The sequence below is a fragment of the Salinispirillum sp. LH 10-3-1 genome, from assembly GCF_030643825.1.
In the GTDB taxonomy this organism is placed as follows: domain Bacteria; phylum Pseudomonadota; class Gammaproteobacteria; order Pseudomonadales; family Natronospirillaceae; genus Salinispirillum.
In genome coordinates this window covers 3,135,292-3,149,742 of the sequence record NZ_CP101717.1, presented here as the reverse complement: position 1 = coordinate 3,149,742, position 14,451 = coordinate 3,135,292, and the positions used below count along the sequence as shown (strand labels likewise).

Here is a 14,451-nt window from a genome sequence, read left to right as displayed (position 1 = left end):
GATTGTGCCCGAAGTGGCAGGTGAGTTCAAAGCGGCTTTTTAAAACTCATGTGCGGTGCTTGCGACAGAGAGCAAGTGGCGGCACGACCTAGACGAGGTTTTCCCATGAAAGAAGGTATCCACCCAGCCTACAAAGAACTGGTTGCAAAATGTTCTTGCGGCAACGTGATCACTACGCGTTCAGTGCGTGGCGGTGAAATGAACCTGGACGTATGCTCTGCATGCCACCCGTTCTATACCGGTAAGCAGAAGATGATTGACGCCGGTGGCCGGGTTGATCGCTTTAACAAGCGCTTTGGTAACCGTACAATCAGCAAGTAAGCTTTGGCTTATTTTGGTTGTTAAAAAAGCCCCTGCTGGGGCTTTTTTTATGCCCGTTAGCCCGGGCTGAGCCCGCGCATGCGCTCCGAACGCCGGCGCAGCAGCTCGACGGTCGTCAGCAAGGCGATGGAGAACGCAACCAAGATACTGGCTACGGCCAAAATGGTGGGGCTGATCTGCTCGCGAATACCCGACCACATTTCCCGTGGGATCGTCCGTTGCTCAACCCCCGCCAAGAACAGCACGATGACGATTTCATCAAACGATGTAATGAACGCAAACAGCGCGCCGGAAATCACACCCGGCAGGATCAGCGGCATCTGTATTTTGAAGAACGTTCGGCCCGGCCCGGCCCCGAGGCTGGCCGACGCGCGCGTCAGCGAATGATCAAAGCCCGTTAGGGTAGCTGTGACGGTGATCACCACAAAGGGCGTCCCCAGTGCAGCGTGCGCCAGAATAACGCCCGGAAAGGTATTGGCTAAGCCGACACTGGAATAGAAGAAGAACATACCCGCAGCCGATATGATCAAGGGCACGATCATGGGCGAAATCAGTAAACCCATAATTAGACCCTTGAATGGCATTTCAGAGCGCGATAAGCCGAGCGCCGCCAAGGTGCCCAGAACTGTAGCGACGATCGTCGATGCAATGCCGATCATGATTGAGTTACGAATCGACGTCATCCATTGGCTAGAGGTAAATAAGTCTTCATACCAGCGCAGGGAAAAGCCTTCCGGATTTAGCGTCAGCATCTCGGTGGTGAAGGTAAAATAGGGCTGCGCATTAAAGCTCAGCGGCACCATGATGAGGATGGGAGCGATCAGAAAAAAGAAAATAAGCCCACAGATCACGCGAAAAGCGTAATACCAAACACGTTCCAACGGGCCGGCGTATGAAGGTAATGCCATGACTCTGTCTCCTTAACCCAGCTTCAGATTTTCAGCACCAACCAAGCGGTTGTATGCCCAATACAGTATCAACACACCGACCAAAAGAATCGTGCCTAATGCAGCGGCCAGTCCCCAGTTTAGAGAGGTCTGCATGTGGTAAGCGATCAGGTTTGAAATCATCTGACCGGATTGGCCACCAACCAAGGCGGGCGTGATGTAGTAACCAATCGAAATAATGAACACCAGCACCGCACCCGCGCCAATGCCCGGCAGTGTTTGCGGTACATAGACGCGCCAGAATGCAGTCCACGGCGTAGCGCCCAAGCTGCGTGCCGCGCGCACGTATGCGGGCGGAATGGTCTTCATTACGCTGTACAGCGGCAATACCATAAATGGCAAAAGGATATGGGTCATCGCAATCATAGTGCCGGTCATGTTGTGCATCAGGCTTAAGCGGCCGTCATCACCAATGAATCCTGCGCCCACTAACAGACTGTTGATTACGCCTTGTTGTTGCAGGAGAACGATCCACGAGGTGGTGCGCACCAGCAGAGACGTCCAGAACGGCAGCAAGACCAGGATCATCAACAGATTGGCGTGGCGCATGGGGAGGCTGGCCATCAAGAAAGAGATCGGAAATCCAAGCAGTAATGTAATGAAGGTAATGCCCAGACTCATGCCCAGTGTGCGCATATAGAGGTCGACATAGATGCGTCGGTTCTCTGGTTGACGCACGATGTTGTTGTTTTCATCGTACGTACGGTCTAGTGCTGAGACATAATAGGATGCCGTCAGCGGGCGACCTTCACGCTTAATGATGCGAAATATTTCCGGGCTGCCCCACAGTCGGTGTGCGTCTAAAAATTGTTCTTTGAATGGCGCTTCCATATTGCCCGCTTGGCGTGCAGTGCGGGTCAGGGCGCCGCGTGCTGCGCTGATTTCATAATTTAGGCGGACGGCCAGTGGGCCTACTCGGCGATCTTCTTGCGCGGCAGCCAGTTCTTCGGCCAAGGCGGCGTATACTGGCTCATCTGGGAGGCCTTGACCGTCCCATTCATCCAACGCGGCCAATGTTTTAGGCAGGATCGAAATGATGTGTGGGTTCTCGACACTACGAAACATCATTTGCCCAATAGGGACGATGAAGCTGATCATCAAGTAAGTCAGGAGGGGCGCGACGAAAAGAAAGGCAATGATCTTACGGCGCCGTTCCGCGCGCTGCAGGCTAGCTTTCAACGGTTTGCCGTCGGCAGTGATCATGCCACCCTGTGCGTCCGTTTCTGCGACGTCTTGAACTCCAGTCGTCATTACCTCAGTCCTCGTACAATGGTTTACGGGTCTATCGCACATCATGATTGTTGTCTGCGATAGACCGAAATAGGGGGTAAAAAAGGAGCGCCTAGCATCGGCAGCCTGTGCCGGATGTAGAAGCTCCCTTGGCACTATTTAATAGTGCTTATTGAAGCATCCAGTTTGCAAAGCGCTCACGCAACTCATCGCCATAATCGGTCCAGAAGTCGTTATCCAGAACGATAGGTGAGAAGAAGTTGTCTGGGTTGCCCGGCATGTGTTGGTTCATGTCGATACCCAGGTCAGCGTGTTCACCCACCAGAGGTGCGGAGGAGGCACGCGCTGGGCCGTAGGAAATGTACTTCGCCTGATCAGCCAGACGCTGTGAGTCTGTGGCCCAATAGAGGTAGTCCATAACCGCCTCTACGTTGTCACCGTAAGGTACAACCCAACCATCCCATTCGACGATTTGACCGTCCCAGATGATTTCGAAGGGCTGGCCTTCAACTTCCGCAGCGTCAAAGATACGGCCGTTGTAACCGGTCGAGAACGATACTTCTTGGTCAGCCAACAACTGCGGCGATTGGGCGCCTTCGGTCCAGAAGATCAGTTGATCCTTAATGGTGTCCAGCTTGGCAAAAGCACGATCAACCCCTTCAGGCGTTTCCAGTACATCATAAATGTCAGCGGGATCGACGCCGTCAGCAAATAGCGCCCATTCCAGATTGCCAGCCGGACGGTTCTGAATGGCTCGGCGGCCAGGGAACTCATCAAGGTTGAAGAAGTCGTCAATAGAATTCGGCTGCGCATCGGCCGGGAACATTTCGGTGTTGTAGGTCACCACGGTCGAATACACGATTTGTGGGATAAAACACTCGCCCAAGCTGCCTGGCAGGAAGTCTTGGCTGGCTGGTGTGCCGTCGGGAGCGGGTGCTAGTACGGCATCGTGATCGATCGGCATGATGATGCCTTCATCACAGGCCAACTGCGCATCGGAGGGCAGCATATCAACCAAATCCCAAGTGACGTTGCCAGCTTGGCTTTGCGCACGGAGGCCCGCTAAGGCATTGGCGGAGCCGTCATCATTAATGATTTGTACGTGAGGGTTAGCCGCCATGTACGGTTCATGGTAAGCACGCACTTGGCTTTGTGTGTAAGCGCCACCCCAGGAAACGACAGTCAGTCGCACGGGATCATTCGCCATTACTACACCTGCCGTCAGCATGGCAATGGCACTGCTGACCCCGATGACCTTAAACGATGGTTTTTTCATGGTGTTCTCCTCGTTGCTAAATTATACGGACACGAACCTGCGTCCTTTTTTATCGCCCTCGGAATAAATACCCCAAGGTAACGTTGTATGCCGTCACCGCCTCAAGAGGCGTCGAGTGCACGGCAGTCCTGCGCAGACCAACCCACGCGTAACGTCTGCCCGACAGACATGGCGTGGTGGTCGGAAGAGTTGGGCACCTTCATAATGAAGTCGTTGCGGCCACAAACGCTGAGGCGCGAGCGAATATGGTCGCCAAGATAAATCAACTCTTCGACTTTAGCGTCGAAGACGTTGTCCATGGTGGCCTTGGTGTCACGGACCACTAGGGCGCGCTCGGGGCGCAATGACAGGGTGGTTTTGCCACCGACGGCGTCCGCACAGACGTTCAGGGCAGTGACGGTGGAGCCATCGTCCAGTTTGACCCGTACCAGCTCACCGTCGACCTGTTCGACGGTGCCTTGCAGGCGGTTGTTCTCGCCAATAAAGGCGGCGACAAAGGCATTGTCGGGGCGCTCGTAGAGATCCGCCGGAGGGGCAAGCTGTTGGATCTTACCGTCATTGAACACCGCGATACGATCCGACATGGTGAGAGCTTCGGTTTGGTCGTGGGTTACGTAAACCACGGTGACGCCCAAGCGCTCATGAATATGCTTTATTTCATACTGCATCTGTTCGCGCAGGTTCTTGTCCAGTGCGCCCAGGGGTTCGTCCATGAGCACCAGCTCGGGTTCAAACACAAGGGCGCGGGCCAATGCAACGCGTTGCTGTTGACCGCCTGACAGCTGGGCCGGACGCCGCCCGGCGAAATCTTCCATCTGCACCATGGCGAGGGCGTTTTTGACTTTCTCATCGCGCTCAGACTTACCCATACCCCGAACTTCCAGTGGGAACGCGAGATTCTCGCCAATGGTCATATGGGGGAACAGGGCGTAGTTCTGAAAGACCATGCCAATGCCCCGTTTGTGGGGTGGAATGTTGTTGATGGCTTGGCCGTCGAGTTTGATGTCGCCGAAGGTGGCGGTTTCAAAACCGGCGAGCATCATTAGGCAGGTGGTTTTGCCGGAGCCAGAGGGTCCGAGCATGGTGAGAAATTCGCCTTTGGCGATATCGAGATTGAGGTCTTTGACCACAAGTTGTTCGCCATCGTAGCTTTTTTGCACGCGTTCAAACGCGACGAACACATCGTTCTGATTGTCATTGTCCAATTTGACGCCTCCTTCACGGTCTATTCCGTGTTGAATGGTCTGATACGTCCTGCCATAACGGGTTTGGTTTCTGCACACACAGGTATACATTCCCAATTCCAGGCGACATGAGGGCACTCGAGCAAGGCGCTTAGACTGTGATTTAATTATTTGAAGGCAAAGGGCTGCGAAAGCCATTGCCAAGAGTCAGCCAGTTAACGCAAGAGTCATGGCGTCAATCGGTCTTTTTCACGGACTCGACAACAGACGCCTGTTAAAAACTTAGAGCCTTTGACGGCGAAGTGCAAGTTTTCGGGAAAAAAGATAACTTTTTAGTCAAAAAATTAACGTTTTAGCCAATTTTTGTAACGAAAGTGGGAAATCCCCTCGAATTGCCCGCTTATGGGCCAATTCCAGTGAATACTGTGCCGTCAAACGGTGTGGCTTGTTGCTGTCAATAGTTTGACTGTATGGGGGTTAGCACCGCTAAACACGGAGCTAATCGACAAGGTGTATGTCGCAATTCTCGGTGATAAAGCAAAAGATTTTCTGTTACGCTAAGTCAACTCGTCAGCCTACATAACAATTTCACCGCTGAATGCAGTCGGTGAAGCGAACTGTCAATTGGAAAGAGAGCTATGTCAGATTTCAAACAAGAAGCATTGCGCTACCACGCCGAGCCTCGCCCCGGTAAATTGAGTATTGAGATTTCTACGCCTGCTGAGACGCAGCGGGACCTATCACTGGCCTACAGCCCAGGCGTTGCTGAGCCGGTACGCGCCATCGCCGAGAATCCCGAGCTGGCGTACACCTACACCATGAAGGGTAATTTGGTCGGGGTGATTTCTAACGGCACGGCCATTTTGGGCTTGGGTAATCTGGGGGCTCTGGCCAGCAAGCCCGTTATGGAAGGTAAGGCGTTGTTGTTCAAGCGTTTTGCCAACATTGACTCCATTGACGTTGAAGTGGATACGACGGACGTTGACGATTTTGTTAAGACTGTCGAGAACATTGCCAACACTTTCGGTGGCATCAACTTGGAAGACATCAAGGCGCCTGAGTGCTTTGAGATTGAGCGTCGCTTGATTGAGTCGTGCGATATTCCTGTGTTTCACGACGACCAGCACGGCACTGCTATCGTAACGGTCGCTGGTATGCTGAACGCACTGGAGATCAAAGGCAAAGCCATTGAAGACGCGCGAATGGTGTGTCTGGGTGCTGGTGCTGCAGCCATCTCATGCAGTCGTTTGTTGAAGTCCGCGGGCATGAAGCCAGAAAACATTCTGATGCTGGATCGCTCGGGTGTTATCCATTCAGGTCGTACTGACTTGAATGAATACAAGCAAGAATTTGCTGTTGATACCGATCGTCGCACGTTAGCCGACGCGCTCGAAGGTGCCGACATCTTCTTGGGTCTGTCTGGCCCTGATTTGCTGTCGCCCGATCTCTTGGCGCGCATGGCTTCGCAGCCGATCGTGTTTGCTTGTTCAAACCCGGATCCGGAAATTAAACCAGAAGTGGCTAAGGCGGCCCGCCCTGACGTGATCATGGCAACCGGCCGTTCGGATTACCCGAATCAGGTGAACAACGTATTGGGCTTCCCGTTTATTTTCCGCGGTGCGTTGGACGTGCGTGCGTCCGCCATCAACGAAGAAATGAAATTGGCCGCTGCGCATGCGATTCGTGATTTGGCGAAGTTGCCGGTGCCGCAGGAGATTCTCGACGCTTATGGAGTGAAGAGTATGGATTTCGGCCCTGAGTACATCATTCCTAAGCCGATTGATGCGCGTTTGCTGAACGCGGTAGCCGGTGCGGTAGCTCGTGCCGCCGTGGCGACGGGTGTGGCTCGTACGGAACTACCAGCAAAGTATAAGATCTAAGCTGGATTGGGTGTAAAAAAAAGGCCGCTCATTGAGCGGCTTTTTTTACGTCTGCCTCTTTCTAGAATAACTGATCAAGGCCATCGTTGTTGCTGTCAGAGCCATTGGCGGGCGCACCGCCGCCGAACAATCCGGGCATGTTTGGTGAGCTCGGTTGGCTGGCTTCTGTGGGTACTCGATCCGCTTGAAAAATCTCGAATACCGCGTTGCTGCTCCCTGGCGGGGCTAGGCGGCCCGTGGTGGGGTCGATGCGGGCTTGGACAATGCCTTGCGGTTGCGGCCAGACGGCTACGGGTTTGTCGGCCAGTGCCTTGCTCATAAAGTTCATCCAAACCGGCAAGGCGGCACGACCACCAAATTCATTGAAGCCCAGCGTTGTCGAGTTGTCGAAGCCCATCCAGCTCACACCGGTTAAGTGCGGGCTAAAGCCAGAGAACCACGCGTCTACCGCGTTGTTAGTGGTGCCTGTTTTGCCACCAATGTCTGAACGGTTCAACGAGCGCGCGGCGGTAGCCGTTCCCCGTTGAATGGTGTCGCGCATCATGTGTGTCATGATGAAATGCGTTTGCGGCGAGATCACGCGCTCCGCCACGCCTGGGGTGCCGGGCTCGCATTCGGCGCATACGCGCACGCGGGGTGATTCGTACACGATGTTGCCGTTGGCGTCCTCTACGCGGTCAATCAAGTAAGGATTAACCAGGTAACCGCCATTGGCAAAGACGCTGTAGCCTCGCGCAATTTCCAGGGGGGTGTGCGTGGAGTTGCCGAGCACCATACCAAGGTTGCGTTGAATGCTGCTTGGGTTCAGGCCAAAGCGAGACACATAATTGGCGGCATAACCGACGCCAATGTCGTTCAGCAAACGCACGCTGGCGACGTTGATGGAGCGATAGAGGCCTTCGCGCATGGGAATGTAGCCAAGGTAGCGGTCACCCGAGTTACGCGGACGCCAGAGACCTTCCAGTGTGGAGTCTTCCACCACAAAGGGGGCGTCATTGATCAGTGTCGACGCAGAGTAGCCGCGATCCAAAGCGGCAGCGTAGACAAAGGGTTTGAAGTTCGATCCCGGCTGCCGAGCCGCTTGAGTGACACGATTGTAGCTGCTCAGGAAGTAGTCGAAACCACCGACCAGTGACACGATGGCGCCATCATTGGGATCGAGCACCACAAAAGCGCTTTGCGCGCGGGGAATCTGCGTAAATCGCCAGTCAGACTCGCCTTCGCGTTTGAGGCGCACCACGTCACCGACCGCAACGACGTCACTTGGGTGCTCGATGCGTGGCCCGAACGTATCAATCGTGCGGCGTTCACGAGCCCACGCCAAGCGCTCCAGTGGGATTTCAATGTAGCCATTGTAGCGGCCCCAAGCTAACGCGCCGTCGTCATGTACATCAATGATCAATGCGGGCTCTAGGCCGCCGAAGAAACCATACCGGTTCACGATGGATTGATAGAGATCCGTATCTACGAGAGCGTGATCTTCGGGCAGTTCGTGCTGGCCTTCCGGCCCAATATAGCCATGACGTTGTGAGTAATCGAGCAGACCATCGACGACCGCATCGTGGGCCCATTGCTGATAATCAGCGCGCACCGTGGTGTACACTTTATAGCCTTCATTGATCACGTCGTCGCCGAATAACGCAACCATTTCCTGGCGCGCCATTTCGGCAACGTAGGGCGCGCTGATCGCCATGCGATTGGTGCTGCGTTGTGCTGTGATGGGCGCCGAGCGAGCGTCTTCATAAGCCTCGCGGGTAATGAAACCCAGGCTATGCATGCGGCTCAACACCACATTGCGCCGCGCCAAGGAGCGCTGCGGAAAGGACAGGGGATTGGCCGCCGATGGTAACTGATGCAGACCTGCGATGGTGGCCAGCTGCGGCAGGGTCAATTCGCTCAGGTCTCGACCGTAGTAGACCTGCGCGGCAGCCTGTGCGCCGTAAGCACGATGGCCCAGATACATCTGATTAGAATACAGCTCGAAAATTTCTGCCTTGGTGAGCACTTGCTCCATGCGAAAGGCGAGAATGATTTCGGTGAACTTACGGGTGAAGGTTTTGTCGCGATTCAGGAAGAAACTGCGCGCTACCTGCTGCGTCAATGTACTGCCGCCGGCCCCTAAGTCACCGGTAGTCACGAAATCGAGTACCGCACTGCCGAACCGCAGTGGATCAACCCCGGGGTGTGTTTCAAATCGGTGATCTTCTATGGCCAGCAAGGCTTTCACGTAGAGCTCTGGAATCTCATCAAACTGGATGGGCGTGCGGCGCTGTTCGCCAATTTCAGCCAGCAGTTGATTGTCGGCACTGTAAATTCTTAGTGGTGTTTGCAGTTTGACGTCTTTGAGGACTTCAACCGGTGGAATGGGAGGTGCAAGATAAATGTAAATTGCCGCACAGACCATAATAAAGCCGAAAACGGCTGTTAAGCCCAGCCAAAGGAGTGTGTGCCACGTGTTTTTCAGCCACTTCATGTCGTAGGATGCCCGCAATTTGCTAACAGTTTCTCAAAACCCCGCATTATATCGCCTCTTTCGGCAATAGACAGTTGTCATCTGTTAACGAGTGATTTCTAATTGATGCTGAAATATGATTAATTAGCAGCATACCTATAATAAGTTTCAGGATAAAGGACACACAATAGTGGTCGGCCTTACCAAAAAAAAATCGAAAACCATGCTCGGTGTCGACATCAGCTCGACGTCTGTCAAGATTCTTGAGTTGAGTCGTTCCGGAAAACAGTTCAGGGTCGAAGGCTACGCCGTCGAACCGCTGCCGGAAAACGCCGTAGTGGAAAAGCATATTAATGACGTAGAAGCAGTGGGCAACACCGTCCAGCGTGCTTTACAGAAATTACGCACTCGAGTGAAGGGCGCCGCCTGTGCGGTATCGGGTTCATCGGTGATCACCAAGGTCATCGAAATGAACTCAGGCCTGACGGAAGATGATATGGAGGAGCAGATTCGCGCTGAAGCGGATCAGTACATTCCTTTCCCGATGGACGAGGTTGCGCTTGATTTCGATATCATTGGCCCCTCGCCGAAGCACGATACTCAGGTTGAAGTGCAGCTCGCGGCAAGTAAAAAAGAGATTGTCGAGGATCGTCAGTTGTCGCTGGAAGCGGCCGGCCTGACAGCGGAAGTCATTGACGTTGAAATCTATGCCATGCTGCGCTCGTTCGAATTGCTGCGGAGTCAGCTCAGCACGGATTCTGCTTCCGGAGAGCTCACCGTGGCAATCATGGATATCGGCCATACCATGACCACACTAACCGTGGTCAGTGGTGAGAGCATCATATACACCCGCGAGCAGGTGTTCGGTGGCAAGCAGCTGACCGACGAAATCACCCGGCGTTATGGTGTTACCGTCCAAGAAGCGGGATTGGCGAAAAAACAGGGCGGCTTGCCTGACGACTACCAGCGGGAAGTGCTGGAACCGTTTCGCGATGCCACCGTTCAGCAGGTTTCACGCTCCCTGCAGTTCTTCTTCGCGGGCACCGAGTATAATGATGTGGATTATATCATGCTGGCAGGTGGGTCGTCGGCGGTGCCGGGTTTGGCGAAAGCCATCCAAGACAAGTTGGGCACGCCAACGCTGGTAGCTAATCCCTTTGCCAATATGAGTCTGGCCAGTAAAGTGAATGCTGTGAATCTCAGCAATGATGCGCCATCCTTACTGGTTGCCTGTGGTTTGGCCTTGAGGAGTTTTGCATGATTACTGTTAACCTGCTGCCGTGGCGCGAGCAAGCCCGCAATCAGCGTAAGGCGGAGTTTATTCGTGTTATGTTGGGTGTGGCAGTGCTGTCGGGCGTCATCATCTTTGCGATGGATCAGTACTTTCGAGCGGAAACAGCGAATCAGCGTGCACGCAACGACTTCATTCGTGCCGAACTTCGCGTTATGGACGAAAAAATCCGTGAAATCAACACGCTGCGTTCTGAGCGTACGGCGCTATTGGAGCGTATGCAGGTCATTCAGCAATTGCAGGGTGACCGACCCATTATCGTTCATGTGTTTGATGAAATGGCTCGGGTCACGCCCGAGACGGTGCATTACACCGCCGTGACCAATACAGGTGGGCAGATTCAAATAACGGGCGTGGCTGAAGCTACGGGTGCAATCTCGCAATTAATGCGTAATTTCGAGACTTCTGACTGGTTCACGAACCCGATTCTGGGATCGGTGGTCAGCGAGCCCTCTGGTGGCGCTACACGTCATCGTTTTCAGTTGCGCGTGACTCAGACCACGCCGTCTGCGGGGGCTGGATCATGAGTAAACCTAATGCATTTAAACAGCTGCAGGACTTCGACTTTAACAATATCGAATGGGATCGTATGGGCGTCTGGCCTGTGCCGGTTAAGGTGTTGTTTTGCCTGATCATCATTGGCGGTATTTTGACGGGTGGCTATTTTGCTCTAATCAAGCCAGCTCAAGAGGGCTTGCAGCGCATTCAGGCGGAAGAAACTCGCTTGATGCGTGACTATGAAAGCAAGGCTTTCCAGGTTGCTAACTTAGAAGCTTATCAGATTCAGCTGACGGAAATGCGCCAGACCTTTGAATCGGTGCTGCGCCAATTACCGAACGATACGGAAATTCCCGACCTACTGGTCGATATTAACCGCACCGCGGAATCCAGCGGTTTGCAGGTCGGACAGCTGAGTATTGGAACGCCGACCAATCGCGAGCTGTTCACCGAGCAGCCGCTACGCTTGGAGGCAACGGGCGGTTATCATGAAATAGGTACTTTCGTGTCCGGCATATCAGCGTTACCCCGCATTGTTACCTTACATAATTATTCGTTGCAGCCCACGGGTGCAGAGTCCTCGACCGAAACTCGCTTGCGCCTGAGTATTGATGTGAAAACCTATCAGTACCGTGATGCGGCAGGGGGTAGAAACTAATGAGCAGTAACAGTATTCGTTGGGCGCTCAACGTGACCGCCGCTTCAATGGTGTTGGTATTGGTGGGCTGCGATACCGGTCGGAACTTCGATGACATACGGGTGCGCATGGCAGAGCTCGACAGCCGCCCATCGGGCACGATTCCGGATGTGCCGACGTACGATGCGCAAGAATTGTTCTTCTATTCTGCGACCGATCGTCGCTCGCCGTTTCAGCCTCGTGTACGCGCCGAAGAATTGGCGGTGCAAATGCAGAATACCGGCATTCAGCCCGACATGGATCGTCCGAGGCAGGCCCTAGAAGCGTTTCGGCTCGAAACTTTGACAATGGTAGGGTTTTTGCATAGAGAAGGTCAGCCGGTGCGAGCTTTGATTCGTGACCCAAATCGAGAAGTGCATCAGGTCAGTGTTGGTGACTACCTTGGGCAGAATCATGGACGTATCAGCGCCATTACGCAGAACGGCTTGCGCGTGGTTGAAATAGTTTCCAATGGCCGTGGCGGCTGGTTAGAACGCCCCCAGTCCATTGACGCCTCCGGGCAATAAGGCAAAGGTTTAAGTGAGATTAATGATGAAAAGAGTACAACTACCAACCCTGAGCCAGCGCCTAGTATTCTTAGCGGGCCTGCTTTTGATGCCTTTCGCCACCGCCGTTGATTTGACAGATATCGATTTTGTCAGTCTGGCCGGGGGGCGGACCGAGGTGACGTTGACATTTAACGGTCCAGCGCCTGAAGCGTCTTCCTATGAAATAAGGCAGCCAGCGCGCATCTCAATTGATATGCCTGGCGTGGTGAGCACGCTGCCGCAGCGTTATTACACCGTAACCAGTGGTAACACACGAGCGGCCACCGTACTGACCGCTGGTGATCGCACTCGCCTTGTGCTGAATCTGACGTCGTTGGTGCCACACGATATTGAAGTGGTCAACAACCAGCTGGTTATTACCGTTGGACGCTCGAGTCTGTCGCAAACAGGAGCGATCGCGCCACGCGCGGGCAGCGTGACCGATCTCGATTTTAGACGTAATCCCGATGGTGAAGCACAGATTCGCATTCAGATGTCGGATAACCGCGCTGATGTTGATATCCGTTCAGTGGGTGATCGCATCATTGTCGACATTCCGGATTACGAGCTACCGCTGGCGTTAGCACGTCGTATCGATGTTCTCGATTTCGCGACCTCGGTTAGCTACATCACCGCACGCCGCATGGGGAATGGTGCGCGTATCGAGATTGAACCGAATGGTTTATTCGAATATGCGGCTTTTCAGACCTCCAATACGCTGTCCATTAATGTGAAAGAAGTTAAGCCGGCGGTGACAACTGCACCTGGTGTAGGCGATACGCCGTTCAGCGGTGAGCGCATTTCATTCAATTTCCAAGACATTGAAATTCGTCGTATCTTGCAGTTGATTGCTGATACTGCCGGTTTGAGCTTAGTGGCTACGGATACCGTCACCGGTAATATCACCATTCGCTTGGAGAACGTGCCTTGGGATCAGGCGCTCGATCTGATTCTGCGATCGCGCAGTCTGGATAAGAGAATTCAAGGCAATATCTTGTTGGTTGCACCAGCACAAGAGATTGCCGACCAAGAGCAACAGCGCTTGACCAATGAGCGGGCACTGGAAGACTTGGCACCGCTACAAACTGAGTTCGTGCAGATTAACTATGCGACAGCCACGAACGTCTTGGCATTTATTACCAATGACGAAAACCTGTTGTCATCACGTGGTGCCGCGAGCATCGACACACGAACCAACAGCTTGCTGATTAAAGAAACCGCCGCGAACCTAGAGCGTATCCGTCAAGCCATTGACTTTATTGATGTGCCGGTGCGCCAGGTGATGCTCGAAAGCCGCATCGTCGTCGCTCGCTCTTCCTTGAGTAATGAAATGGGTATTCGCTGGGGCGGCGGAGCCTTGGCACGCGGTGGTCGTAATTTCGGCTACATGACCGGTGGTATTGAAGGTACACAGGGCCTACAAAATGCTGGTGCGCAGTGGGCTGATTTCTACAGTGGTGGCCCATTGCCAGCGTATCAGGATGTGTCTGTACCCTTGAATACCGGCTTTAACCCGGTGGTTAATATGCCAGCGAGCAGCCCGAACGCGACGTCGTTCACCGTCGGTTTTGCAGCGTTGGATTACGTATTGGATTTGGAGCTCTCGGCACTGGAAAGCCGCGGTCGTGCCAACATCGTGTCACAGCCGAAGCTGATCACAGCCGATGGCGAGCGCGCTCGGGTAGCCTCCGGTACAGAAATTCCTTATTTGACCGAAGACGGTATTCAGTTCCGCCAAGCCGTGCTGTCAATGGAGGCGACACCACAAATCACACCTGACGGCCGTATCATGTTGCAGCTGTTGGTTACCCAGGATTCACCCGGTAACCTAACACCTGGGGGTGTGTCCATTAACACCAATACCCTGGAAACCCAAGTACTGGTCGATAATGGCGAAACCTTGGTGCTCGGCGGTGTATATCGCGTTGAAGAAGTGGAAGAAGAGCTCAAGACTCCGATTCTGGGCGACTTACCATTGATTGGCCGCTTCTTCCGCAGCACGCAAAAACTGGAGTTGAAGAACGAACTGCTGATCTTTATCACGCCCAAGCTTATTGATGAGCGGGTTACCATAGGGTCACGTTAAGTTGGCGTCCAGTAGTGTATTCTTAGTCGGTCCGATGGGTGCTGGAAAAAGCACCCTAGGAC

12 protein-coding genes are annotated in these 14,451 nt (G+C 53.7%); 7 read left to right on the top strand and 5 right to left on the bottom strand.

Annotated features, from left to right (window positions below; all coding sequences use genetic code 11):
* The first annotated feature begins 105 nt into the window (after positions 1-105).
* Positions 106-321: a 50S ribosomal protein L31 gene (gene rpmE / locus NFC81_RS14510; protein ID WP_304995191.1), complete on the top strand. Its 216-nt coding sequence runs from the start codon at positions 106-108 to the stop codon at positions 319-321.
* Between the two features lie 56 nt (positions 322-377).
* On the opposite strand, the gene NFC81_RS14505 is transcribed toward rpmE, so the two are convergent.
* The 4 genes from NFC81_RS14505 to NFC81_RS14490 all read right to left on the bottom strand — a co-directional run bounded on the left by NFC81_RS14505 (position 378) and on the right by NFC81_RS14490 (position 4,979).
* Positions 378-1,229, bottom strand: coding sequence for an ABC transporter permease (locus tag NFC81_RS14505; protein ID WP_304995190.1), 852 nt, complete (start codon positions 1,227-1,229; stop codon positions 378-380).
* Between the two features lie 12 nt (positions 1,230-1,241).
* The gene (locus NFC81_RS14500) at positions 1,242-2,519 is read right to left on the bottom strand and encodes an ABC transporter permease (RefSeq protein ID WP_304995189.1); all 1,278 of its coding nucleotides are present in this window, start codon (positions 2,517-2,519) and stop codon (positions 1,242-1,244) included.
* Positions 2,520-2,667: 148 nt separating this feature from the next.
* On the bottom strand, positions 2,668-3,774 hold the full coding sequence (locus NFC81_RS14495) for an ABC transporter substrate-binding protein (RefSeq protein WP_304995188.1): 1,107 nt from the start codon (positions 3,772-3,774) through the stop codon (positions 2,668-2,670).
* 101 nt (positions 3,775-3,875) lie between these two features.
* The gene (locus NFC81_RS14490; protein ID WP_304995187.1) at positions 3,876-4,979 is read right to left on the bottom strand and encodes an ABC transporter ATP-binding protein; all 1,104 of its coding nucleotides are present in this window, start codon (positions 4,977-4,979) and stop codon (positions 3,876-3,878) included.
* Positions 4,980-5,596: 617 nt separating this feature from the next.
* Here NFC81_RS14490 and NFC81_RS14485 point away from each other — a divergent pair.
* Complete coding sequence (locus NFC81_RS14485; protein ID WP_304995186.1) at positions 5,597-6,838, top strand: malic enzyme-like NAD(P)-binding protein; 1,242 nt, start codon at positions 5,597-5,599, stop codon at positions 6,836-6,838.
* 61 nt (positions 6,839-6,899) lie between these two features.
* Here the strand turns inward: NFC81_RS14485 and NFC81_RS14480 are convergent, their stop codons facing one another.
* The gene (locus NFC81_RS14480) at positions 6,900-9,311 is read right to left on the bottom strand and encodes a PBP1A family penicillin-binding protein (RefSeq protein WP_304995185.1); all 2,412 of its coding nucleotides are present in this window, start codon (positions 9,309-9,311) and stop codon (positions 6,900-6,902) included.
* Positions 9,312-9,480: 169 nt separating this feature from the next.
* Here NFC81_RS14480 and NFC81_RS14475 point away from each other — a divergent pair, with 169 nt between their 5' ends.
* The 5 genes from NFC81_RS14475 to NFC81_RS14455 are packed head-to-tail and all read left to right on the top strand — an operon-like array spanning position 9,481 to position 14,389.
* A complete protein-coding gene (locus NFC81_RS14475; protein ID WP_370529875.1) occupies positions 9,481-10,551 on the top strand; it encodes a pilus assembly protein PilM in 1,071 nt (356 codons plus the stop codon).
* A complete protein-coding gene (locus NFC81_RS14470; protein ID WP_304995184.1) occupies positions 10,548-11,108 on the top strand; it encodes a PilN domain-containing protein in 561 nt (186 codons plus the stop codon). The genes NFC81_RS14475 and NFC81_RS14470 overlap by 4 nt, the downstream gene beginning before the upstream one ends.
* Positions 11,105-11,737 carry a type 4a pilus biogenesis protein PilO gene (locus tag NFC81_RS14465; RefSeq protein ID WP_304995183.1) on the top strand — a complete coding sequence of 211 codons (633 nt, stop codon included), beginning with the start codon at positions 11,105-11,107 and terminating at the stop codon, positions 11,735-11,737. Before NFC81_RS14470 ends, NFC81_RS14465 begins: the two co-directional genes overlap by 4 nt.
* Positions 11,737-12,282: a pilus assembly protein PilP gene (locus NFC81_RS14460; protein WP_304995182.1), complete on the top strand. Its 546-nt coding sequence runs from the start codon at positions 11,737-11,739 to the stop codon at positions 12,280-12,282. Before NFC81_RS14465 ends, NFC81_RS14460 begins: the two co-directional genes overlap by 1 nt.
* A 22-nt stretch (positions 12,283-12,304) precedes the next feature.
* On the top strand, positions 12,305-14,389 hold the full coding sequence (locus NFC81_RS14455; RefSeq protein WP_304995181.1) for a type IV pilus secretin PilQ: 2,085 nt from the start codon (positions 12,305-12,307) through the stop codon (positions 14,387-14,389).
* Positions 14,390-14,451: the final 62 nt, after the last annotated feature.

Coding starts and splice junctions, on each gene's coding strand:
- NFC81_RS14470 (WP_304995184.1), top strand. CDS start 10,548: ATGATTACTGTTAACCTGCTGCCGTGGCGCGAGCAAGCCCGCAATCAG.
- NFC81_RS14505 (WP_304995190.1), bottom strand. CDS start 1,229: ATGGCATTACCTTCATACGCCGGCCCGTTGGAACGTGTTTGGTATTAC.
- NFC81_RS14465 (WP_304995183.1), top strand. CDS start 11,105: ATGAGTAAACCTAATGCATTTAAACAGCTGCAGGACTTCGACTTTAAC.
- NFC81_RS14485 (WP_304995186.1), top strand. CDS start 5,597: ATGTCAGATTTCAAACAAGAAGCATTGCGCTACCACGCCGAGCCTCGC.
- NFC81_RS14495 (WP_304995188.1), bottom strand. CDS start 3,774: ATGAAAAAACCATCGTTTAAGGTCATCGGGGTCAGCAGTGCCATTGCC.
- NFC81_RS14500 (WP_304995189.1), bottom strand. CDS start 2,519: ATGACGACTGGAGTTCAAGACGTCGCAGAAACGGACGCACAGGGTGGC.
- NFC81_RS14455 (WP_304995181.1), top strand. CDS start 12,305: ATGATGAAAAGAGTACAACTACCAACCCTGAGCCAGCGCCTAGTATTC.
- NFC81_RS14480 (WP_304995185.1), bottom strand. CDS start 9,311: ATGAAGTGGCTGAAAAACACGTGGCACACACTCCTTTGGCTGGGCTTA.
- NFC81_RS14460 (WP_304995182.1), top strand. CDS start 11,737: ATGAGCAGTAACAGTATTCGTTGGGCGCTCAACGTGACCGCCGCTTCA.
- rpmE (WP_304995191.1), top strand. CDS start 106: ATGAAAGAAGGTATCCACCCAGCCTACAAAGAACTGGTTGCAAAATGT.